The organism is Bacillus sp. 11C (assembly GCF_055486375.1).
Genome location: NZ_JBUPVZ010000001.1, coordinates 255911 through 278675, shown reverse-complemented (window position 1 = coordinate 278675; position 22765 = coordinate 255911). Strand labels below are relative to the sequence as shown.

Here is a 22765-nt window from a genome sequence, read left to right as displayed (position 1 = left end):
CTAGAATACATATGGTTTGATGACGAATCACCAATCTTAAAATAAATACCAGTAGAATACACAGCAGCAGCTATTTTATTTTCTCCTTTTATTCAAATGCCTGAAGGATGGGAGAAAGCAAAGAGAAAAAATAATTACGAACATATCTATCCAAATGATGAGGAAATAAGGGAAAAAGGCAAAGCTCTTTCATGGAAGAAGGTCATGTCCTCTTGCGGCTTTCAAACACATGCCGAGCTAGCGCTGGCTTTAATGACGTCAATAGGCGCCTTAAAGGATGAGTACGGGAGAGAGGATTTGGCTGAAGTTTTACATGCAAATATAAATGAAGGCCTCTTTTATCCCAGTGAGGACCATATTTCAAATTTTCATATACCCAGTTTGATAAAAGTGTTTTGTTCGAACGGGTCCAATCAGTTTTATTACTCAGAACCAATTGTAGAAAACAGCGGCTCTCTGGATATAACTGAGGCTAACTTGCGGACGGTTCTTGATGATGCCGCCGCAGAGCTCATGTTGACTGATAAGAAAATGGACTTTGTGTTGATGAGTGTTTATGACTCATTCATTAATGTTTTTTTAGCGAAAGATGAACACATCAATGAGTTGGTTCAGCGTATGGGCTGGGAAGCCATGATTTGCGATGAGGGCACACATATCAGTTGGTATAGATGAAAAAAGAACGTACACCACAAAATGTACGTTGAGGATGTTGAATTTTCCCTATTGTTTTACTCTGTGTGAAGGTCAAAGTTTCTTGAATATGAGAGTGTATACAAACATTTAGACGTCAGTTTTTTTCTGTGAATTTTCTCTTTAAGCTCTTAACTGATAAAGAAAGCGCTACTCGATGGTATCCTGATACCATATCTGTAAATGATCAATTCCTTGATTTCTATTGCCAGTTAGATTTTGATTTTATTTCAATTTCAATTTCACAGGACATTCTTATCAGAGTGCGGGAACAATACATTTTAACATAAATTTCAATAAAAGGTATAAAAAATTGGTAAACGATGTCGATATTTGTTAAGTGCACCTATTAAAAAGGAGTGTTTACTTTGAAGAAATACCTAATTATATTACTTTTGTTAATCATTTCAGTGGCTCAATCGTTCCAGACAGCGAGAGCAGCCGAAGTAGCTGGATGGAAAAAAAAGGCTGATTTACCAGAGGCGCGTGTTTCTGCAAGTAGTAGTGTTGTTGACGGAAAAATTTACTTGATTGGTGGAGGAAGCACTACAAACTATGCAGAGAATCAAACGTTTATGTATAATCCCAAAACAAATGAATGGACGAGGAAAGCTGACATGCCTACAGCAAGAGCAGGCGCTGCTACTGTTACCGTTAATGATAAGATCTATGTGATGGGAGGAAGATCATTAGAGGGGAATGTCAATACAGTAGAAGTATATGATACAAAAACAGATACTTGGGAAAAAATAGATGACCTTCCGTTTGAGATGAAAATTCCAGCGAATAGATTATACGCAGGGGTCATCGGAAATAAAATATATGTGGTCGGATATGGAGGTACTGTATCTCATAAACGTTATGAGAATACCTATAGTTATGATCTGAAAAATAAAAATTGGGAAAAGAAACAACGCTTTAATTATGAGGTAACTGCGGGTACTTCCGCAGTGATCAATGATAAATTATATATTTCGGGCGGCACACAAAATTTGAATCGGAGTGTGTATGAATATAATCCAGTGAGTGACAGCTGGACAGCGAAAAAGGGAGGATTTTCAGGAAGTTATCTCTCATCTGTGGTATATAAAGGGAAGATGCTGGTGACTGGGAGTGTCGCTACAGTTCGAGTGTATGATCCAAATGCAGAAACGTTTCCACCTGTATCTATTCCAAAAACAGACTATTACAAAATGGCGCATTCATCTGTAATAGTTGATGGTACTCTTTACCTGATAGGCGGAAGGCAGGAAACCAGCAGTTATTCTGGAAAAGCGCCGTCCAAATATAAATCAGTTGATGCAATTTCATTAAAAGATTTAGATATAAAATTAGATAGTGGAGCAGGAGACAAAGATAATAAGCCTTCTGGTGATACGACAACACCAGGAGATAAAGGTAATGATAATGCAACACCTGGCTCAGATGAGAATAAAAAGCCAGATAATTCAACTGATGATAAGCAGTCATCAGTTGAGGGGCAAGCTCTCCTTGTAGTCACCATGACTAACGGTTTGCAAAAGGAATATGAGCTTTCCATGAAGGAAGTAAATGATTTCATTAATTGGTACGGAGCACGTGATAAAGGGGAAGGCCCCGGTTTTTATGCGATTGATGAGCATGATAATAACAAAGGCCCGTTTGAAAGCAAAAAAGATTATGTTGTATTTAATAACATTTTAATGTTTGAGGTTAATAAATATAAGTAAGCCTTTCAGGCCATTCAGTTCACTGAATGGCTTTTTCATTTTTTGTTTCTTTTACCTTATTTTGTTTTTATTCCGCCTCCCTGATACTAAAGAGGCTCATTCCCTACCCTTCCATCATGGATCGGATGTGCACCCGGATATGGGCTTCGCTACATCTTCATGTAAGTTCGGAACTCATACGTGAAACTGCTGTAATATAGCAGGTCTTCCTGCTATGACGTACTATTTTCAAAAGGTTCGAACGTACACCACAAAATGTACGTTCTTTATTTTTACCGCTGAAAGAACTCAATCCACTCACCGTCAGGACCTTCGATATAGAAGTAACGGTACCCGTTTGGTAGAGTTGTGATCTCTTCGTCGATAAATTTCGCGTTCATTCTTTCCGCTTTTGTATATTCAGCCGCGATGTCATCCGTCAGCAGGGCAATGTGGTGCACTTTTCCTTCGGCGGGAAGCTCGCTGCTGTAGCCTTGAATCAGTTCGATTTCTGTTTCCGGCCCGTCTTCAAAGCCAAGAAAAGCAAGCTCGATTATACCGTTCGTGTGAGTGATGCGATCCTTCAATTTCATGCCGAGAACCTCTTCATAAAATGTGATGGACGCGTTGATATCCCTTACCATAATGCCTGTATGGTCAATTCGTTTTGCCATGATGCTCCTCCTCGTAACTCTTTTTGTCTATCGTAGAAAAACCTTTCCCATCTGTCAATGCAGACATCTTGCCGTTTTGTGGTACGATAAGAGAAAGCAAACAGAAAGAGGACGAACAGATATGAAGCTACTCACTCTAAAGAAAGCACATGCTGCAAAAATCAAAAAAGGCTATCCCCTCATCGATAAGGAAGCTCTCGCAGGGAGTGCGGGGCACGTGAAAGAAGGAGACCTCGTTGATATCGTGTCAGAGAGCGGCGAGTTTCTCGCGCGGGGTTATTACGGCCTGCAAAACAAAGGGGTCGGCTGGACGCTTACCCGCAATAAACAAGAACAGATAGACCAAGCATTTTTTCTCAGCAAATTAACCAAAGCGATCGAAGCGCGCGCCAAACTTTTCGCGGCTCAAGACACAACAGCTTTCCGTATGTTCAATGGTGAGGGTGACGGCATCGGCGGCGTCACCATCGACTATTATGGCGGGTATCTGTTGGTTCAATGGTACAGCAAAGGCATTTACGCCTTTAAAGATATGCTGATTTCCGCTTTGGATGAGCTTGATCTGGATTATAAAGCGATTTACGAAAAAAAGCGCTTCGACACGGCTGGACAATACGTCGAAGATGATGACTTCGTGAAGGGGAAAAGAGGCGAATTCCCGATCATTATTCAGGAAAATGGCATTCAATATGCGGTAGATCTGAATGAAGGCGCCATGACAGGCATCTTTTTGGATCAAAGACATGTGCGCAAGGCGATCAGAGACCGCTATGCAGAAGGAAAAACCGTCTTAAACACGTTTTCTTATACGGGGGCATTCTCCGTGGCAGCTGTGCTTGGCGGAGCGGAGAAAACAACAAGCGTGGACGTGGCAAACCGGAGCTTGGCCAAAACGATCGAGCAATTCAGCGTGAACAAGCTGGATTACGAGGCACACGACATTAAAGTGATGGACGTGTTTAACTATTTTTCGTACGCGGCGAAAAAGGATCTGCGCTTTGATCTGATTATTCTCGACCCGCCTTCCTTTGCGCGCACAAAAAAACGCACCTTCAGCGCGGCCAAGGATTATAAAAACCTGCTGAAGGAAACGATCGCCATCACAGCTGACAAGGGCATTATCGTTGCTTCCACAAACAGCAGCGCCTTTGGCATGAAGAAATTCAAAGGCTTTATCGATGCCGCCTTTAGAGAAACAAATGAACGCTACACGATCATTGAGGAATTTACGCTGCCGGAGGATTTCAAAACGATGTCGGCGTTTCCGGAAGGCAACTACCTAAAAGTGGTCTTTCTGCAGAAAAAATAAAGCAAAAAGCTGCCCTGTTCAGGAGCAGCTTTTTTTATGTAGAAATGATTTGCTGGACGCGGCCGATGCGGCCATCTTCAAGCCGGACTTTAATGCCGTGCGGGTGATAGCTTGATTTCGTCAAAATATCCTTCACTGTGCCTCTCGTCAGTTTTCCTGTTTTTTGGTCTTCTTTCAATACAATATCCACCTGTAAACCTTTCGAAATGCTTCTTCGCTCTTGCCCGTTCATCGCGCTCATCCTTTCTTTTTTTCATTATAGTCATTATGGTTTAAAAGTAACAGCCGGCTGATGAAGTGTATTTTTGTTTTTTTCAGCTCTCATTAAATAGAATGTCAGCCCAAAGCCTGCTATGCTCAGAATGCTAAAAAGCAGGTAAACTGCGAAGATGGACACGTAGTCAAAAATGTACCCGCCCGCAAATGTACAGAACCAGTTGCCGAATCCATTGCCGATGGCCGCGTACATGGTTAACGCCGTCGCTTCAACGTGGCTTGGGGTGATTTTTTTCACGTATTGAAGCGCCGCCGGGATAAATAAACCGATGGCCACTCCCTGAAGAAAGACTGTCGCATAAATGATCCATAATGAAGGCGCTGTGAAATAGAGCGCCCACCTGAATAATGAGACCCCGCCTGACAGCATAATGACATTGAGCAGCCCCATTTTATCTATAAATGTTTGGGCGAATCGCATAAATGGAATTTCCGAGATCACGCCGATAAAAAATAAAATGCCGATAGCGGAAAGGGACGCGCCGCTTTTGTCCAGAAAAAGACTGAAGTACGTATTGTTCGCTAAGTTTGGAGCAAATGTCGTAAAGGTGATGATCATAAAGATGAGGAACGTTTTGTTGCTGATAAGCTCCCGGAATCCTTTGCGGATATTGACCTTTGTTTTTGTCTTCTGCTGGCCCGGCATTTGTGAGGCCAGTATGGCGGCAATACAGAGAAAGGCACAGCCAAAAATAAAGATCACGTGAATAGGGTACAGCTGATTCGTCACCTGTCCCATGACAAACACGGCGATGCCGAAACCCAGAGAACCAAACAGGCGGATTCCGCCGTAGTTGCCGTTTGTTTCTTGTGTGTACCTTAGTGAAATGCTGTCCGATAATGGAATAATCGTGCTTTGAAAGACTGCAAAACAGGCCGCAACTAAAATAAAAAGAGGAAAGCCGTCAAATGCAATATAGCCTAATCCGATGATGCCTGTAATTGCTGTGCAAACCGCCAGCAGGCTTTTCGTTTTTTGCGTATAGTCGCTCAGCATGCCCCAAAACGGCTGAAAGAAAATCATCACAATCGGGCCGAGTGACATGATCAAGCCGACCTGTGATCCGCTTAAATGCTGTTCTTTCGTTAAATACATGCTGAGTAAGGGGATCATGCTGCCCGTGCCGAGAAAGGCAAACAAATAAAATCCTTTTAACGCGGCGTAATGCCGTCTCACCTGCAAGTTATGCATGGGGGTGCCTCCTTTAGTATCCACAAATTACATTATATTGTAATATGCCAGCTTTTCAATAAGGAGAAGCACATAAAAAAACTGCCCTCGAGAGGACAGTTTTCTTACATAAATGAAAGTAAAAACGGCGCAGCGCAAAGCGTCATAATCGCAGCTAAGATCATCGACACACTGGAAATCGTGCCGGACACAGAGCTGAGCTCAAATGCTTTTGACGTTCCCGCTCCGTGTGCGCTTGTGCCGAGCAGCACGCCCCGCGCGATTTCGTTATCAATACGGAAATAGCGGATGACCATCGGGCCGATCACTGTGCCTAACAAAGCGGTCAAAATCACAAACACGGCTGTGACGGCAGGCATTCCGCCGATCATTTCAGATACGTTCATAGCGATGGGCGTTGTCACTGATCTCGGGACGAGGCTGTCAATTAAGCCGGTGCCGAGGTGAAGCCATTTCGCAATAAGAGCAGTTGAAATAATCGCGATGCATGAGCCGACGGCTACGTTCAAAATAATTTCCACTGCGTATTTCTTCAAAACAGGGAAATATTTATATAGCGGGATCGCAAAAGCTACGGTGGCCGGCTGAAGCATATCGGTCAGCAATTCGCCGCCAAGATTATATGACTCGTACGGGACATTCACCAGCAGCAGCAGACCGACTAACACAGCGGGCGTTACCAATAGCGGAGACGTATAGACACGCGGAAAGCGTTGATATACCTTTTTTGCTCCTACATATACCAAAACCGTTAAAAACAAACTTACAATTCCGATGAACACGTATGCTTTTTCTCCTTTCTTTTTGCAATGATTTGTGTAAGCGTTCCTGTAGACACCATCACGACAAATGTGCTGATGATGACAACAAGCAGAATGCTGACACCAAATTTCGACATAATGTCTCCGTATTCAATCACTCCGACGGCAGACGGGATAAAAAATAAAAGCAGCTCCCCGAGAAGCCACGCCGCGCCAAGCTCTATCCATTCAAGCTTGATGATTTTAAAGTGTAGTAATGTGAAAATAATCACAATCCCAATTATACTGCCGGGAATATTTATATGAAGAAGGGCTGTCACCCAATTAATCAGCCAAGCAAATATAAATAACAGAGCGATTTGAATAACGGTTAGCAGCAGTTTTTTCATATTGATGCCTCCCTTATATTCATATTGTACATAAGGTCTCGCTATAGGTAAAATATATATTAAGAATAATAAGTATTCCTTTTGTCTATAGGAAGGGTGAAGCACATGGATATCCGCCATTTAACATATTTTTTGGAAGTCGCCCGTCTGAAAAGTTTTACGAAGGCGTCCCAATCCCTTTATGTTTCCCAGCCGACGATATCGAAAATGATCAAAAATTTAGAAGCAGAGCTTGGGATCGAGCTTTTTTACCGAAACGGCAGACAGGTGGAGCTGACTGACGCCGGCCAGAGCATGTACGTGCAGGCGCAGGAAATTATTAAATCGTTTCAAAACCTGACGTCAGAATTAAATGATATTATGGAGGTCAAGAAAGGACACGTGCGGATTGGGCTGCCGCCGATGATCGGGTCGGGATTTTTCCCGAGAGTGCTCGGCGACTTTCGCGCACACTATCCGAATATCACATTTCAGTTAGTCGAAGATGGTTCTATAAAAGTCCAAGAAGGTGTTGGGGACGGCTCTCTCGATATCGGCGTTGTGGTTCTTCCTGCAAACGAAGACATCTTTCATTCGTTTACAATCGTTAAAGAAACCTTAATGCTTGTCGTTCACCCATCCCATCGGCTGGCTGAAGAAAAAGAGTGCAGGCTGCGGGAGTTGAAGAATGAGCCTTTTATTTTCTTCAGGGAGGATTTTGTCCTGCACAATCGAATTATGACCGAGTGTATCAAGGCTGGATTCCGGCCTCATATCATTTATGAAACCTCACAATGGGATTTTATCAGTGAGATGGTGTCAGCCAACCTGGGAATCGGGCTTTTGCCAGAACGAATCTGCCGCGGGCTTGATCTGGAAAAAGTGAAAGTCATCCCGCTTGTTGAGCCGGTCATCCCTTGGCACCTCGCCATCATTTGGAGAAAAGACCGCTACTTGTCCTTTGCGGCCAGAGCTTGGCTTGAACACACGAAATCGTATTTATGGGACCCGAAAAAAGAAAGTAAAGGATGATGCAAACATGGATGCACAATCAGCTGCAAAATGTCTTACTGCTGTCCGCCGCCACAGCCCTCTGGTGCACAGCATAACCAACAATGTCGTTACGAATTTTACAGCGAACGGACTGCTCGCCCTCGGCGCATCGCCCGTGATGGCGTACGCGAAAGAAGAGGTCGCCGACATGGCGAAGATAGCGGGAGCCCTTGTTTTAAATATCGGTACGCTGAGCAAGGAGTCAGTCGAAGCGATGATCATCGCAGGAAAATCAGCCAATGAACATGGCGTCCCCGTCATTCTTGATCCTGTCGGTGCCGGAGCAACACCGTTCCGCACCGAATCAGCGAGTGACATCATTCATGAGGTGCGCCTCTCTGCGATTAGAGGAAACGCGGCGGAAATTGCCCATACCGTCGGCGTGACCGATTGGCTGATCAAAGGTGTGGATGCGGGAGAAGGCGGAGGCGACATCATCCGCCTGGCTCAGCAGGCGGCACAAAAACTCAACACGGTCATTGCGATCACTGGCGAAGTCGATGTCATAGCCGACTCATCAAACGTATATACCCTTCATAACGGCCATAAGCTGCTGACGAAAGTGACAGGCGCTGGATGTCTGCTGACTTCCGTTGTGGGTGCGTTTTGCGCTGTCGAAGAAAATCCATTGTTTGCTGCTATCGCTGCCATTTCTTCATATGGGGTCGCAGCCCAGCTTGCCGCACAAGAGACAGCTGACAAAGGTCCGGGGAGCTTTCAGATTGAATTGCTGAACAAGCTTTCATCTGTTACTGAACAAGACGTCCAAGAACTGGCGACAATAGAAAGGGTGACTGTCTCATGACACGTATTTCTCGGGAAATGATAAAAAAGTTATTGTCTGTTTACTTCATTATGGGGTCAAACAATACGAAAGCCGATCCTGTCGCAGTCGTACATAAAGCGCTAAAAGGAGGGGCCACTCTCTACCAATTTCGTGAAAAGGGCAGGGATGCGCTGACAGGGGAGGCGCGGATTGAATTCGCTAAAAACGTGCAGGAAGCCTGCCGTGAAGCCGGCGTTCCTTTCATTGTCAATGATGATGTGGCGCTGGCTCTGAAACTGAAGGCTGACGGTGTCCACATCGGCCAGGAAGACGCCAGTGCAAAAGAAGTAAGAAGTGCTATAGGCGATATGATTCTTGGCGTTTCCGCCCATACAATGTCTGAGGTGAAGCAAGCTGAAGAAGATGGAGCGGATTATATCGGACTCGGGCCAATCTACCCGACAGAAACGAAAAAGGATACGAAAGCCGTACAGGGTGTATCTCTTATCGAAGCGGTTCGCCGCCAAGGCATCGGCATTCCAATTGTCGGCATCGGCGGCATCACAATCGAAAATGCCGCACCTGTTATCCAAGCGGGGGCCGACGGTGTCAGTATGATCAGCGCCATCAGTCAGGCGGATGATCCTGAGGGTGCCGCACGCAAGTTTCATGAAGACATTCAAACGTATAAAAAGGATAGATAAGCGTTCTTATTTCTTCGAAAGGCTGTTCTGTAATGGACAGCCTTTTTGCCGTGGTATCAAGGTTTTCAGACCTTCAAATTTTAATTGACAAAGAACAGGATCTGGCTATGATTATGATATACACTTGATAATCATTTTCAATTATAGGAGGAACATGATGGTTCGGGGGCTGGCACTTATTTTATTCAGCTTGTTGATGGTTTTCGGTTCTGCGGCACATGCGGAAGACGATCCGATCGCTTCGCTGATTCAATTAAACAAGCAAATCATCCAATCCGTAAAAGACGGAGATACGGAATCGGCCCAACAAACGTTTGAAACATTCAAGGCAAAGTGGAAAAAAGAAGAACCTTCTATTAAAAAGGAAAACCTTTCTTCCCACAGCAAAATGGACTCGAATATCGCGATGATTTCTCTTTCCTTCATTAATCAAGATGCAGATAAACTCAAAACGCAGCTTGAAGAACTTTCTTCTCATCTAGAAACCTATCAGCAGGCTGTCGTGCTGAAAAAGACATCCTCGGGTCAATCAAGGGCGTCCTTAACAGCCTATATTCAAAATTTAAAAGACACAAAAACGTTAATAGAGCAAAAACGATTGGATGAAGCGTCATCCGCAATCGACAATTTAATTACATCCTGGCTCGCTGTTGAGGGAGACGTCGTTTCCCAATCGAAAGAAGCCTATACGACATCAGAGGAAAACCTGGCGCTGATGAAGGCTGAGATCGGCAGCCATCCCGAAAAGGTATCAAAGCAAATTGACGACATGATTCAATTACTCGAGCCGATCGCTTCAAGCGGCTACAGCTGGTGGGGTGCGGCGCTGATCCCGATTCGTGAAGGGATGGAGGCGCTGCTAGTCATCGGTGCGCTTTTGACCATGACAAAGAAAGCCCGTGTCACGCGTTCCTCGGCATGGATCTGGGGCGGAGCGTCAGCCGGCATGGTTATTTCCTTGACAGCCGGCATCGGTGTCACGCTTCTGTTCTCCTCCAGCGTATTCGGAGAAAACAACTTCTTGCTTGGCGGCGTCACCGGCGTACTGTCCGCTGTCATGCTTTTATATGTCGGGGTGTGGCTGCACAGAAACGCCTCAATGGATAAATGGAGAGAAAAAATCAATATCCAGAAGTCACAGGCGCTTAAAAAACGAAGCCTGCTTTCCTTTGCGCTTATTGCATTTCTGGCAGTTGTAAGAGAGGGGCTCGAAACGGTCATCTTTTTCATCGGCCTTGTCGGGAAGCTCCCGCTCACTGAGCTGATCGGCGGAACTGCCGCGGGGCTTGTCGTTCTCGTCATTGTCGGTGTTCTGATGATCAAGCTCGGAATGCGTATTCCATTAAAGCCGTTTTTCCTGCTGTCCATGGCGGTCGTCCTGTATATGTGTGTGAAATTTCTCGGAACAGGCGTTCACAGCCTGCAGCTGGCGGGCATTCTTCCGTCTGATGCGGAGAGCTGGCTGCCGTCTATATCGGTCCTTGGTGTTTATCCGTCCGTGTACAGCACCATTCCGCAATTGCTGATTTTACTCTTTTTACTGATTGCGCTTATCTCAGAAGCGGCAAAACATATTACAAACGGAAAGGAACTGACAAAATGAATTTCACAAAAATCGCTGTATCAGCAGGCTGCATCCTTGCGCTAGCAGGCTGCGGAGCCAATGACACATCCTCAACCAAAGAAAAAGCTTCATCTGAAAAAAGCGGGGTTACTAAAGAGATCGCCGCATCCGTAGATAAAATGGGAACCATTATTTCCAAGCTGAATGATTCAGCTGAAAAAGGAGACCAACAAGAGATCGAAAAAAAGGGGAAAGAGTTAAACAGCTACTGGCTTTCCTTTGAAAATGATATTCGCAGCGATTATCCGTTCGAGTATACAGAAATCGAAAAGCACCTTCAGCCCATCTATACAGAAGCGCAAAAGGACAAACCAGATACTGACAAAATCAAGACAGAATCCGAGTCATTGAAAGCATCCTTAGAAGACCTGACAGAAGCGAAGAAGAGCAGCAAAAAGGTAAGCGAACAGCTGGCAAAGGCAGCGGACGAATATAAAGACTATGTCAAAGAACAGAGCGATCAGCTTGTAAAAGCGACGGAAGCATTTACAAGCGCTGTGAAATCAGGCGATATCAAAAAATCTAAAACGTTATACGCGAAAGCGCGTGTTTATTACGAGCGAATCGAACCGATCGCTGAAAGCCTCGGTGATCTCGATCCGAAAATTGACGCCCGTGAAAATGATGTAGAAGAAGGGGGCAAATGGACAGGTTTCCATAAACTTGAGAAAGCCATCTGGAAGGATAATGATATTTCCGGGGAAAAGGCAATAGCTGACCAGCTTCTCAAGGATGTAAAGGAGCTTGACGGTTCAATTGAATCACTGACATTAACACCTGAACAAATTGTAGCAGGCGCGATGGAGCTTCTGAACGAAGCCGGCATTTCGAAAATCACGGGAGAAGAGGAGCGCTACTCACGAATTGATTTAGTCGACCTCATGGCGAATGTGGAAGGCTCCGAAGCTGTTTATCAAACAGTAAAAAGCGCGCTTGTTAAAGATCACTCTGATCTGACGGAAAAACTGGATACGGAGTTCAGCGAATTTGAAGTTTTAATGGCAAAATACAAATCAAATGATCAGTCTTATACGTCTTATGATAAATTAAGTGAAGATCAAATCAGAGAGCTGAGCACAAAGCTGACGACTCTTTCTGAAACCATGTCGAAGATTGCGAATGTGCTATAAAAGGAGTTTTGTAACATCATGAGCGATGAACAAAAAAAGCCAGAACAAATTCATAGACGGGACATTTTAAAATGGGGAGCGATGGCAGGTGCGGCCGTTGCGATCGGTGCCAGCGGACTCGGCGGTCTTGCCCCGCTTGTTCAGACTGCTGCTAAGCCATCAAAAAAGGATGAGCAAGAGGAGGAGCAGGCCGTCCCGTTTTACGGAAAGCATCAGGCCGGAATCACAACTGCCCATCAGACGTATGTCTATTTTGCCGCGCTGGATGTAACGGCAAAAGAGAAGAGCGACATCATTACATTATTCAGAAACTGGACAAGTCTGACACAGATGCTGACGTCAGGAAAGAAAATGTCGGCTGAGCAGAAAAATCAATATTTGCCGCCGCAGGATACAGGTGAATCTGCTGATTTATCCCCTTCCAATTTAACGATCACATTCGGATTCGGGCCTGGCTTTTTTGAAAAAGACGGAAAGGACCGCTTCGGGCTGAAAAACAAAAAACCGAAGCACCTTGCCGCTCTTCCAGCTATGCCGAATGACAACTTGGATGAAAAACAGGGAGGCGGAGATATCTGCATTCAAGTATGCGCAGACGATGAACAAGTGGCGTTTCACGCGCTGAGAAATCTGCTGAACCAAGCGATCGGCACCTGTGAGGTCCGCTTTGTGAACAAAGGTTTTTTAAGCGGAGGAAAAAATGGCGAAACGCCGCGCAATCTCTTCGGGTTTAAAGATGGAACAGGCAACCAGAGCACGAAGGATGATACCTTGATGAACTCGATCGTGTGGATTCAGTCCGGTGAGCCTGACTGGATGACGGGTGGCACCTATATGGCCTTTCGGAAAATCAAAATGTTCCTTGAGATATGGGACCGTTCTTCCCTTAAGGATCAAGAGGATACCTTTGGGCGCAGAAAAAGCTCGGGGGCGCCTTTCGGCCAGAAAAAAGAAACAGACCCTGTGAAGCTGAATCAAATCCCGTCAAATTCACACGTCAGCCTTTCCAAATCTACGGGAAAACAAATATTGCGTAGAGCTTTCTCTTACACAGCAGGACTTGATCCGAAAACCGGCTATATGGATGCGGGCCTCCTGTTTATCAGCTTTCAAAAAAATCCCGACAATCAGTTCATCCCCATGCTGAAGGCCCTTTCGGCAAAGGATGCGTTAAACGAATACACGCAAACAATCGGTTCCGCTTTATATGCATGCCCAGGCGGCTGCAAAAAGGGCGAATATATTGCCCAGCGTTTGCTGGAATCATAAAAGAAGCCTTTAAGGCTTCTTTTTAAAAAAACAGTTGTAACTTTTATTGTTACAGTTTAAAATCAACCTATACGAAAGGAGATTATCATGACAGTACACATCAAAGTTTATTCAGATTACGTCTGCCCATTTTGTTTCATTGGCAAAGCCGCTTTTGAAGAAGCGATTAAAGGAAAGGATATTGAAGTCGAGTGGATGCCGTTTGAACTGCGTCCAAGCCCATCTCCAAAGCTTGACCCGGTCAATGATCCTTCCAAACAGTACATGTGGCAGACATCAATTCAGCCAATGGCGGAGAAATTAGGAGTCGAGATTAATTTTCCAAACGTCTCGCCTCATCCATATACAGATTTGGCGTTTGAAGGCTTCCACTTTGCAAAGGAATACAATAAAGGACATGAATACAATACCCGTGTCTTTCAGGCATTTTTCCAAGAGGGCCAAAATATCGGCGACATTGACATCTTGACGAAGCTTGCCAAGGAAGTGGGGCTAGACGGAGCTTCCTTCAAATCCGCACTGGAATTAAGAACATATCAGGACGTGCAGCGCCAAGCCTTAAAACACGCCTACGAAGAGGCTGACATCACAGCCGTTCCAACCTTTATCATTGGCGACACCGTGATTCCGGGTGTTGCCGGCAAGGATGTATTTGAAAAAGCGATTTCTGAGGAACGGCAGAAAAAGTAAGGAAAACTCTCTATACAAGAGAGCTCAGGCTGTCGAGAGTACCTCGACAGCCTTTTTGGGATTTCAAGCACAGATTGGTTTTCCCTATTTCTTTTTTACTCTTGATCCATATGAATGCCGGTATGCGCCTTCACCTGTATTTCCGCAAACGTATCTTCATCAACTGTTTTATCTGACGACAGCACCGTTCCAAGCCACGCGCCGAGGAAGCCGAGCGGGATGGAAATAATGCCCGGATTGGAAAGCGGAATGAGCGGATCGCCGATAAAAACAGCACCTCCGGACGGATCCCACACACTAGGGCTCATCGACACAAGCACAAGCGCGCTGATCAGGCCTGTCAGGCTGCCCCATAAAGCGCCTGAGGCATTGAATCTCTTCCAGAAGACCGTAAACACAATTAGCGGGAGGTTTGCGCTGGCCGCCACCGCAAACGCAAGTGCGACAAGGAACGCTACATTTAAAGACTGTGCAAAAATCGCAAGAAGAATGGAGAGCACTGACACGGCGACAGAAGCCCATCTGGCCGCTTTCATCTGTTCTTTTTCAGTTGCTTCTCCTTTTCTGATGATTTGGCTGTAAATATCATGGGCAAACGCTGAGGCGGCAGACAGCACCAATCCGGTCACGACAGCTAAAATGGTAGCGAAGGCGATGGCTGACACAAACGCAAACAGAAAATCTCCCCCGAGCGCTTTCGCCAAAAGCGGAGCCGCCATATTTCCCGCTTGGTCAGCCGCCGTAATCGCGTCAAAACCGACAAACGCAGCCGCGCCAAAGCCGAGAAACACCGTCATAATGTAAAACACGCCGATAATCCATGTCGCTGACACAACAGATGTCCGGGCCGTCTTAGCATCCTTAACGGTATAAAACCGGATCAAAATATGAGGAAGCCCGGCAGTTCCCAGCACGAGTGCCAAATTTAACGACAAAGTCTCAAGCGGCACCTTGTATTTATTTCCGGGATTTAAAAAATCAGCGCCAAGCGGAGTGGCCGTTTTCATCTGCTCAAACATGGTATTAAGGTTAAAGCCGAATTTCGAAAACACGATGATTGAAATCACGAGTGTGCCGGCCATCAGCAAAACCGCTTTAATGATTTGAACCCAGCTTGTCGCGATCATGCCGCCAAACACGACATAAATGGTCATCAGCACTCCGACGATGAGAACCGCCACGGTATAATCCAGCCCAAGCAGCAGTTTGATCAGCGCACCGGCCCCCACGAGCTGTGCGATCATATAAAAAGTAGAGATGGCAATGGTATTCAGAGCCGCGACGCCGCGGATTTTCTTTTCCTTAAAACGAGCCGCAATCATGTCAGCCATCGTATACTTCCCAAGATTCCGAAGCGGTTCCGCCACGATGTACAAGACAACGAGATAAGCCACCAGAAAACCGATGCTGTAAAAGAATCCATCAAATCCATATAACGCAATCATTCCGGCAATCCCGAGAAATGAGGCTGCAGACATGTAGTCGCCGGCAATTGCCAGTCCATTCTGAACGCCGGTGAGCCCGCCGCCAGCCGTATAAAACTCACTCGTCGTTTTCGTCTTCTTCGCGGCAAAATAGGTGATGACAAGCGTTAGGCCGACGATTGCTAAAAATAATAGAAAAGCAGTCATATTCATGTCTGTTCACCCTTCAAATCTTCCTTTAAAGCGCTTACATATCTGTCGAAACGAGCTGCCCTTCGGGAATACACGGTACTCAGTATCCAGGTCATGGCGAATTGGGCGATAGCAAACAGCCAAGCCCATGAAACAGCTCCAATGGCCGGCGCATTCAGAAAGGTGAAATAAGACGTCAAAACAGGAAGTGAAAAATAAAAGACGAAAAAGAAAATCGCAGAAGGAACAATAAAAGCGTGTTTCTGCTTTAAAAAAGCTTGGAAAGACGGCGTTGCAGCAATCTGTTTGTAATCAGCTTTGTACATGGCTTTCCTCCTTTTATTGACTAAACGTAAGCAAAAAGGTACACCAATAGGTATGTACTGAAAGTCTGATTTATGCATTGAAGAATATCTGAAGAATGAAAAAAGAAGGAAGTCGTGAAGATAGGAACGCAATTGGCAGAAAGACAGGCGAAGGTTTTCCAGCTCGGCCGCGTATATACGAGTTTGCTTTCAAAACCTCACCGAATGCAGCTTGTTCTCAGCAAAGCTGCTGTTTACCAGAGCCTGGTTATGGATGTTCGCATCACCTCTTAATGACAATGCATGTGCCAAGAGGTGACCGCATCACCGGCTGTCTGTCGTATGTTAGCTGACACACCGTTTGTCCTCAAGCTCGGCGCAGCAATCGCTTTCGAATAGAGGATATGGTGAAAACTCAGATCAGATGATAGAAAAGCCAGATGTAATAGATCCGCCTGTTCGGATTAGTCTTGGCGGACGGTTTTTTTGTGATTGTTCTTTCTCAAAGCTGTCTCAGATTCTAAAAACTGTCTCACATCACGAATGCCTAACCCAATGGATCTAGCTTCTTGCATTAGCATATGCCAATCTTTGTCCAAATCTTTTTTAACATGAGTTTTCATAGTAACCTCCAATTGTATAAAATGTTTTCCTGCAACATGCGGGCAATAAAGAAAGCCGCGCGATGATGAGGCGAGTACAACAAATTTCACACATAGTTGCCCGGTGTTCACAAACTGAAGGAAAAACCACCTACCTATTCCCTAAAAAAATGACTAATATAACCAATGAATCTTATTTATAATAATAAACAATTAAATACTGACTGGATAGTACGTAAATGAAAATAAATCATTTAGCCTATTAAAAATGACCCCGGGGAAACCGAATAGCATAAGCGTTCAAAGAAATAAATACCGCTAAAGATTGATCCGTTGTAAGATAAGGATAATCATGCCGCCTGGAGAAAAATATGAAAAAAAACAAATTTCAAATTAAAAGAGAAGCAACATTTGAAAGTTTTATAGAAGCTGGCTTGAATTTGTTGATTGACCGAGCGTATGATCCGGTTTCTGTAGAGGATATCAGCAGAGCAGCCGGGTACAGCAAAGGAGCTTTTTATGTTCATTTTGTCAGCAAGGAGGATTTTCTGCAGCATCTTCTCGAAAAACGCCAAATGAAAATAAAGATGATCATAGGGTATCTTGATCAAATGGAGCAGATTTCAGTGAAACCGCTGACATTGGACGAGGCTGCGAAACATGCCGCAGAGCTGCTTTATTCCTATTACATAAATAAGCCGTCGTGGGACATTGTCTCATTTGCCATGAATATGCCGACATATAAAATCCTTCGGAAATGCAAGGCCTATGCACGGCTGTACGAATTGTGGGTCGAGGAAAATGCGTTATATATTATGTGGCTGAAGGAGAGAAAGCTGATTGACGCCTGTATTGATCCGGGATATACGGCTAAAATAATATGTGCGGTACTCGACGGAATCATTAAACAAGCATATGTATTGGGGCAGCCCGCCACATTCCGCAGCTTTTTAGACGCACTCTCGGTTTTTTTCACGCTAGACAGAGAGCGCGCGAGACCAAGAATCTTGAAAAGTTTTTCAGAAAGCGAGGAACATCAGTGAAGTATAGAGAAATGATTATGTATATCATTATGGGGATTTTCACAACCATTGTGAACATCGCCAGCTTTTATATATTGGTAGAGATCATGAATATGGATTACAAAGCCGCCACTGTCGCCGCTTGGGTTTTGTCCGTGCTGTTTGCTTACATCACGAATAAATTATATGTGTTTCAGCAAAAAACACATGACCTGCAGAGCCTAATGAAAGAGATTACTGCCTTTTTCAGCGTTCGGGTTCTGTCTCTCGGCATAGATTTAGGCATGATGATCATTCTTGTCGGCCAATTCAATACAAATGAAACCTTGGCTAAAATACTCGACAACGCGGTCATTGTTGTTGTCAACTATGCCGCAAGCAAATGGCTCGTTTTTAAAAAGACTAAAGAAGAAGGCGTGTGACAGGCACTATCGTTTCGCTGGAGAAATAAGGGGAAATAAAAAAATAAAACCATGAAAGGTGATTACACATGCGGGAAGAGCTAAAGGGGATATTTGCAAGTGTATTCGGAGAAAAAGAGGGGTTACGGTTTTTTTTCGCACCTGGCAGAGTGAATTTGATTGGAGAACATACAGACTATAACGGCGGGCATGTGTTTCCGTGCGCGCTGACAATGGGTACATATGCTGCTGTAGCAGAAAGAAACGACGGGCTTGTCCGGATGTATTCTGACAACTTTAAAGAGGCAGGCATCAAGGAATGCAGCCTTGACGACATCCGCTATCAAAAAGAAGACGACTGGGCGAACTATCCGAAAGGCGTCATTTATGAATTTCAGCAAAGGGGCTATTCAGTTCCCCATGGCTTTGACATTGTATTTTCAGGGAATATTCCAAACGGGGCGGGGCTCTCGTCCTCCGCTTCTATTGAGCTGCTGATGGGAGTCGTGCTTCAAAGCTATTTCCACCCTGAAGTGGATGCGCTTGAACTTGTAAAAATGGCGCAACATGCGGAAAACACATTTATCGGTGTCAATTGCGGGATTATGGACCAATTCGCAATCGGAATGGGCAAAAAACACCATGCGATGCTGCTGAACTGCGACACGCTGGACTATGAATATAGCAAACTCGATGTCTCAGGCCTCGCACTTGTCATTGCGAACACGAACAAAAAAAGGACATTGGCAGACTCTAGCTATAATACGAGACGCCAAGAGTGTAATGACGCGTTGCTTGATCTGCAAAAAGCACTCGGTATTGCCTCGCTGGGCGACATCAAGCCCGCTGATTTCGACGCGCATTCCAGCCTGATTCAAAATGAAACGAACAGACGCCGGGCAAAGCACGCCGTATATGAAAACCACCGGGCGATCAAGACGGCCGATATGTTCAAAGAAAACAATATAGATGAAATCGGGCGGTTAATGAAGGAATCCCACCTTTCATTGAAGGATGATTATGAAGTGACATGCCCTGAACTTGATGAGCTTGTGTTTGCGGCGTGGGACCACGAAGGAGTCATCGGATCAAGAATGACGGGAGCGGGCTTCGGCGGCTGCACCATCAGCATTGTAAGGGATGCGTTTGTTGATGATTTTATCCAAAAGGCTGGAGACAGATACCAAGAAAAAACAGGTCTCAAAGCGGAATTCTATATCGCTGATATCGGAGAGGGAGCGAGAGAACTAAAGGGGGAGTGACACATGCGTATTGTTGAACATCTGGAACAGCTGCTGGAGTATGGCCTGGAACGAAAACTAATTTCGATCTGGGATCGGGAATACACGAGAAACCGTCTATATGAAGCATTGGACATCGAACATCCTGAGCCGGTCTCCTACACACGTATCAAGAAGGAACAGAGCCTTCCGAACCTGCTTGCTCCTATTTACAAATGGGCGGCGGAAACCGGCCGTATGGAAGCGGATACAGACACATACCGTGACTTGCTCAGCGCAAAACTGATGGGATGTTTCGTACCTCCTCCATCTGAGGTCATTCGCAAGTTTGAGGAGACAAAAGCATTATACGGCCCGAAACAGGCGACAAAGGAATTCTATCAATATTCAGAGGATGTCTACTATATCCGGTCTGACAGGATCGCCAAAAATGTGCATTGGACGGTGCCGACCGAATATGGCGAGCTGGAAATGACCATTAATCTATCAAAGCCCGAAAAGGACCCGAAAGCGATTGCGGCTGCAAAAGAGCAAACGCAGACTCATTACCCGATGTGTTTGCTGTGTAAAGAAAATGTCGGGTTTGAGGGAAGCGTGAATCATCCAGCCCGCCAAAATCACAGAATCATTCCGGTCATCCTTAAAGAGGAAGAATGGTACTTGCAGTTCTCGCCATACGTTTATTATCCAGAGCATTGCATCGTCTTAAAGGGTGAGCATGAACCGATGGAAATCAGCAGAAAAACATTTGAAAGGCTGCTGTCATTTCTCGGGCAATATCCGCATTACTTTATCGGTTCAAATGCGGATCTGCCGATCGTCGGCGGCAGCATCCTGAGCCATGATCATTTCCAAGGCGGGGCGCACGATTTTCCGATGGCGCGTGCAGAAGCGGAAGAAGTATATGAATTACATGATCATCCCGGTGTGTCGCTGGGCTTAGTGAAGTGGCCGATGTCGGTTCTCAGGCTCCAAGGAGACAAACCGGATCATGTCGCTGAAGCTGCTGATCATATACTCCGCACGTGGCAAACGTATTCCGATGAAATAGCCGGGATAGCCGCCTATACAGACGATACACCCCATAATACGGTTACGCCGATCGCGCGGCGCAAGGGAGACTTGTACGAACTTGATATCGTGCTGAGAAACAATCGGACGGACGAGGAGCATCCATTAGGAATATTTCATCCTCATCAGGACGTTCACCATATTAAAAAAGAAAATATCGGCCTGATTGAAGTCATGGGATTGGCGATATTGCCGGGCCGTTTACAGGAAGAAATGAAAGAAACGGCAGTGGCGCTGTGTTCTGCTGATCCGAAAACAGTTTTAGAACAAAATCCGCTCACGGCAAAACATAAGGAGTGGGCTCTTCGGTTGATGGAAAACAGAACGATAACAAAAGAGAATGCCGATCTAGTGATAAAGGAAGAGCTTGGACATGTATTCGCTCGCATTCTTGAACACGCCGGTGTATTTAAACAAACACCGGAAGGAAAACAGGCCTTCAAAAGGTTTATTGATCATTTAGGCGTTAAACCAGTCAAAAGCCTCAACCGCTAGGGTTGAGGCTTTTTCGATTTTATCGCAAAACAAACGCCCAAAGCACTGACGCTTCGGGCGCTGTCACTCTTTATCCTCTTTTTCTCGCTAACAGGCTTACTAGGAATACGACAATGGCTGCGCCGATCACTGCCGGAATAATGGCAAATCCGGCTAGGTTCGGTCCCCATGTTCCGAGCAGCCCGTGTCCGATCCACGCGCCGATAAGACCCGCGATCATAGACCCGATAATTCCTCCTGGCATATCTCCTTTCACAAACAGGCTGCCAAGCCATCCGATAATAATAGCGACAATAAGTGAAATGATGAAACTCATCGTGCAACACATCCTATTTTTGAATTTATTTGCTTATAACATACCTCTGTTTTGTGTAAGCTAAACAATTGGATGTTCTCTTAAAAAATGGGAACAGTTTAGAGCATATTACCGCTTTATTAAGCCTTTTCATTCAAAATTTGATGCGTTAAAATGGTAATCGTGTGAAAAGATGCTAGCCAAGGAAAAATTAATTCCTATCCAGAAAGTTTAACAAAATGAAATTTTTGATTGACCTAAGTTTTTTATTATGGTAAACCTTTATTTGTCAGAATTAGTTTTTCATCATCTTTCTTTACTTATATGCGGAAATAACTAGAAACTTTTCATCTTAAGCGATAGATGTGAATAAAGTTGGAGCAATTTTTGTCGATTTTATGACATTTAAGCGAAAATGGGATGAAGTTTAGAAAAAAATAAAGCTAATAAGTGAACTTTTTGATAGCATAACAAAGTAGAGAAAAGATTTTGAGGAAGTATGCACTTCAGATTTATTACATCAATAGGAAGGATGGTGATCTTCTTGTTCAGAGCATTAAAACCGTTGCTTGTATTAGCGCTGTTAACTGTGGTTTTCGTCCTTGGGGGATGCAGCAATGCTTCAGTACTAGATCCGAAAGGGCCTGTAGCTGAACAGCAAAGTGATTTGATCCTGTTATCTATCGGATTTATGCTGTTTATCGTCGGGGTCGTCTTTGTTCTATTTACCATTATTTTAGTAAAATACCGCGACCGTAAAGGCAAAGATAATGGATCTTATAACCCAGAAATTCACGGTAACACGTTCTTAGAAGTAGTCTGGACAGTGATCCCAATTTTAATCGTCATTGCACTTTCTGTGCCAACCGTACAGACGATATATTCGTTAGAAAAAGCTCCTGAAGCAACAAAGGACAAAGAGCCTCTTGTTGTTCATGCTACTTCGGTAGACTGGAAATGGGTATTCAGCTACCCTGAACAGGATATTGAAACGGTCAACTACTTAAACATTCCTGTAGACCGCCCGATCTTGTTCAAAATTTCATCTGCAGATTCAATGGCTTCGCTATGGATTCCTCAGCTTGGAGGACAAAAATACGCGATGGCGGGAATGCTGATGGACCAATACTTACAGGCTGATGAAGTGGGAACTTACGAAGGCCGCAACGCGAACTTCACAGGTGAACATTTTGCAGACCAAGAGTTTGATGTGAACGCAGTCACAGAAAAAGACTTTAACAGCTGGGTGAAAAAGTCTCAGAACGAGGCGCCTAAGCTGACAAAAGAGAAGTATGATCAATTGATGCTTCCTGAAAATGTGGATGAATTAACGTTCTCATCTACTCACTTAAAATACGTTGATCACGGACAGGACGCAGAATACGCGATGGAAGCGCGCAAACGCCTTGGCTACCAAGCCGTTTCACCGCACTCTAAAACAGATCCGTTTGAAAACGTAAAAGAAAATGAATTTAAGAAGTCTGATGATACAGAAGAATGATATTGATCAGGAAAGGAGG

25 protein-coding genes are annotated in these 22765 nt (G+C 44.8%); 16 read left to right on the top strand and 9 right to left on the bottom strand.

Going from position 1 to position 22765, the window contains the following annotated elements; all coding sequences use genetic code 11:
• The first annotated feature begins 45 nt into the window (after nt 1-45).
• Both ACY3LV_RS01415 and ACY3LV_RS01410 read left to right on the top strand, forming a co-directional pair.
• Complete coding sequence (locus ACY3LV_RS01415; protein WP_464863349.1) at nt 46-675, top strand: DUF2711 family protein; 630 nt, start codon at nt 46-48, stop codon at nt 673-675.
• A 377-nt stretch (nt 676-1052) separates the two neighbouring features.
• Nucleotides 1053-2402, top strand: coding sequence for a Kelch repeat-containing protein (locus ACY3LV_RS01410; RefSeq protein ID WP_464863259.1), 1350 nt, complete (start codon nt 1053-1055; stop codon nt 2400-2402).
• A gap of 272 nt (nt 2403-2674) precedes the next feature.
• On the opposite strand, the gene glxA is transcribed toward ACY3LV_RS01410, so the two are convergent.
• The gene (glxA, locus tag ACY3LV_RS01405; protein ID WP_087993211.1) at nt 2675-3055 is read right to left on the bottom strand and encodes a glyoxalase GlxA; all 381 of its coding nucleotides are present in this window, start codon (nt 3053-3055) and stop codon (nt 2675-2677) included.
• A 121-nt stretch (nt 3056-3176) separates the two neighbouring features.
• Here glxA and ACY3LV_RS01400 point away from each other — a divergent pair, with 121 nt between their 5' ends.
• A complete protein-coding gene (locus ACY3LV_RS01400) occupies nt 3177-4364 on the top strand; it encodes a class I SAM-dependent rRNA methyltransferase (RefSeq protein ID WP_464863258.1) in 1188 nt (395 codons plus the stop codon).
• A gap of 34 nt (nt 4365-4398) precedes the next feature.
• Here ACY3LV_RS01400 and ACY3LV_RS01395 read toward each other — a convergent pair whose 3' ends face one another.
• The 4 genes from ACY3LV_RS01395 to ACY3LV_RS01380 all read right to left on the bottom strand — a co-directional run bounded on the left by ACY3LV_RS01395 (nt 4399) and on the right by ACY3LV_RS01380 (nt 6982).
• On the bottom strand, nt 4399-4596 hold the full coding sequence (locus ACY3LV_RS01395) for a YwbE family protein (protein WP_202327873.1): 198 nt from the start codon (nt 4594-4596) through the stop codon (nt 4399-4401).
• Nucleotides 4597-4629: 33 nt separating this feature from the next.
• Nucleotides 4630-5832, bottom strand: coding sequence for an MFS transporter (locus ACY3LV_RS01390; RefSeq protein WP_464863257.1), 1203 nt, complete (start codon nt 5830-5832; stop codon nt 4630-4632).
• Nucleotides 5833-5936: 104 nt separating this feature from the next.
• Nucleotides 5937-6614, bottom strand: coding sequence for a CidB/LrgB family autolysis modulator (locus ACY3LV_RS01385; protein ID WP_087993207.1), 678 nt, complete (start codon nt 6612-6614; stop codon nt 5937-5939).
• Nucleotides 6596-6982 carry a CidA/LrgA family holin-like protein gene (locus tag ACY3LV_RS01380; protein WP_464863256.1) on the bottom strand — a complete coding sequence of 129 codons (387 nt, stop codon included), beginning with the start codon at nt 6980-6982 and terminating at the stop codon, nt 6596-6598. The genes ACY3LV_RS01385 and ACY3LV_RS01380 overlap by 19 nt, the downstream gene beginning before the upstream one ends.
• Before the next feature lie 105 nt (nt 6983-7087).
• Here ACY3LV_RS01380 and cidR point away from each other — a divergent pair, with 105 nt between their 5' ends.
• The 7 genes from cidR to ACY3LV_RS01345 all read left to right on the top strand — a co-directional run bounded on the left by cidR (nt 7088) and on the right by ACY3LV_RS01345 (nt 14197).
• Nucleotides 7088-7993: a cidABC operon transcriptional activator CidR gene (gene cidR, locus ACY3LV_RS01375; protein WP_148963381.1), complete on the top strand. Its 906-nt coding sequence runs from the start codon at nt 7088-7090 to the stop codon at nt 7991-7993.
• 7 nt (nt 7994-8000) lie between these two features.
• On the top strand, nt 8001-8819 hold the full coding sequence (thiM, locus tag ACY3LV_RS01370; RefSeq protein ID WP_333561667.1) for a hydroxyethylthiazole kinase: 819 nt from the start codon (nt 8001-8003) through the stop codon (nt 8817-8819).
• Nucleotides 8816-9484, top strand: coding sequence for a thiamine phosphate synthase (gene thiE / locus ACY3LV_RS01365; protein ID WP_464863255.1), 669 nt, complete (start codon nt 8816-8818; stop codon nt 9482-9484). Before thiM ends, thiE begins: the two co-directional genes overlap by 4 nt.
• A 157-nt stretch (nt 9485-9641) precedes the next feature.
• A complete protein-coding gene (locus tag ACY3LV_RS01360; RefSeq protein ID WP_464863348.1) occupies nt 9642-11087 on the top strand; it encodes an FTR1 family protein in 1446 nt (481 codons plus the stop codon).
• Complete coding sequence (gene efeM / locus ACY3LV_RS01355) at nt 11084-12238, top strand: iron uptake system lipoprotein EfeM (protein ID WP_464863254.1); 1155 nt, start codon at nt 11084-11086, stop codon at nt 12236-12238. Before ACY3LV_RS01360 ends, efeM begins: the two co-directional genes overlap by 4 nt.
• An 18-nt stretch (nt 12239-12256) precedes the next feature.
• Entirely contained in the window at nt 12257-13507 is a 1251-nt protein-coding gene (gene efeB, locus ACY3LV_RS01350; protein ID WP_464863253.1) for an iron uptake transporter deferrochelatase/peroxidase subunit, read from the top strand.
• A gap of 87 nt (nt 13508-13594) precedes the next feature.
• The gene (locus ACY3LV_RS01345) at nt 13595-14197 is read left to right on the top strand and encodes a DsbA family oxidoreductase (protein WP_464863251.1); all 603 of its coding nucleotides are present in this window, start codon (nt 13595-13597) and stop codon (nt 14195-14197) included.
• Nucleotides 14198-14292: 95 nt separating this feature from the next.
• Here ACY3LV_RS01345 and ACY3LV_RS01340 read toward each other — a convergent pair whose 3' ends face one another.
• Together ACY3LV_RS01340 and ACY3LV_RS01335 are read right to left on the bottom strand one after the other, a co-directional pair.
• On the bottom strand, nt 14293-15834 hold the full coding sequence (locus ACY3LV_RS01340; RefSeq protein ID WP_333516370.1) for a solute symporter family protein: 1542 nt from the start codon (nt 15832-15834) through the stop codon (nt 14293-14295).
• Entirely contained in the window at nt 15831-16139 is a 309-nt protein-coding gene (locus ACY3LV_RS01335; RefSeq protein ID WP_087993197.1) for a DUF485 domain-containing protein, read from the bottom strand. The genes ACY3LV_RS01340 and ACY3LV_RS01335 overlap by 4 nt, the downstream gene beginning before the upstream one ends.
• 114 nt (nt 16140-16253) lie before the next feature.
• Here ACY3LV_RS01335 and ACY3LV_RS01330 point away from each other — a divergent pair, with 114 nt between their 5' ends.
• Nucleotides 16254-16412, top strand: a complete 159-nt coding sequence (locus ACY3LV_RS01330) for a hypothetical protein (protein WP_187441529.1) — start codon at nt 16254-16256, stop codon at nt 16410-16412.
• A gap of 170 nt (nt 16413-16582) precedes the next feature.
• On the opposite strand, the gene slrA is transcribed toward ACY3LV_RS01330, so the two are convergent.
• On the bottom strand, nt 16583-16741 hold the full coding sequence (gene slrA / locus ACY3LV_RS01325; RefSeq protein WP_014115625.1) for a transcriptional regulator SlrA: 159 nt from the start codon (nt 16739-16741) through the stop codon (nt 16583-16585).
• Between the two features lie 350 nt (nt 16742-17091).
• Between slrA and ACY3LV_RS01320 the strand changes: the two genes are divergently transcribed.
• The 4 genes from ACY3LV_RS01320 to galT all read left to right on the top strand — a co-directional run bounded on the left by ACY3LV_RS01320 (nt 17092) and on the right by galT (nt 20950).
• Complete coding sequence (locus ACY3LV_RS01320) at nt 17092-17763, top strand: TetR/AcrR family transcriptional regulator (protein ID WP_464863249.1); 672 nt, start codon at nt 17092-17094, stop codon at nt 17761-17763.
• 17 nt (nt 17764-17780) lie between these two features.
• Entirely contained in the window at nt 17781-18164 is a 384-nt protein-coding gene (locus ACY3LV_RS01315) for a GtrA family protein (protein ID WP_394715628.1), read from the top strand.
• Nucleotides 18165-18232: 68 nt separating this feature from the next.
• Nucleotides 18233-19405 (top strand): galactokinase, encoded by a 1173-nt coding sequence (locus ACY3LV_RS01310; protein WP_464863248.1) that lies wholly within the window; start codon nt 18233-18235, stop codon nt 19403-19405.
• 3 nt (nt 19406-19408) lie between these two features.
• Nucleotides 19409-20950 carry a UDP-glucose--hexose-1-phosphate uridylyltransferase gene (gene galT / locus ACY3LV_RS01305; RefSeq protein WP_464863246.1) on the top strand — a complete coding sequence of 514 codons (1542 nt, stop codon included), beginning with the start codon at nt 19409-19411 and terminating at the stop codon, nt 20948-20950.
• Nucleotides 20951-21020: 70 nt separating this feature from the next.
• Here the strand turns inward: galT and ACY3LV_RS01300 are convergent, their stop codons facing one another.
• Nucleotides 21021-21266, bottom strand: a complete 246-nt coding sequence (locus tag ACY3LV_RS01300; RefSeq protein WP_003222176.1) for a GlsB/YeaQ/YmgE family stress response membrane protein — start codon at nt 21264-21266, stop codon at nt 21021-21023.
• 514 nt (nt 21267-21780) lie between these two features.
• On the opposite strand from ACY3LV_RS01300, the gene qoxA reads away from it, so the two are divergent.
• Complete coding sequence (qoxA, locus tag ACY3LV_RS01295) at nt 21781-22746, top strand: cytochrome aa3 quinol oxidase subunit II (protein WP_148963449.1); 966 nt, start codon at nt 21781-21783, stop codon at nt 22744-22746.
• The last annotated feature ends 19 nt before the right edge of the window (nt 22747-22765 follow it).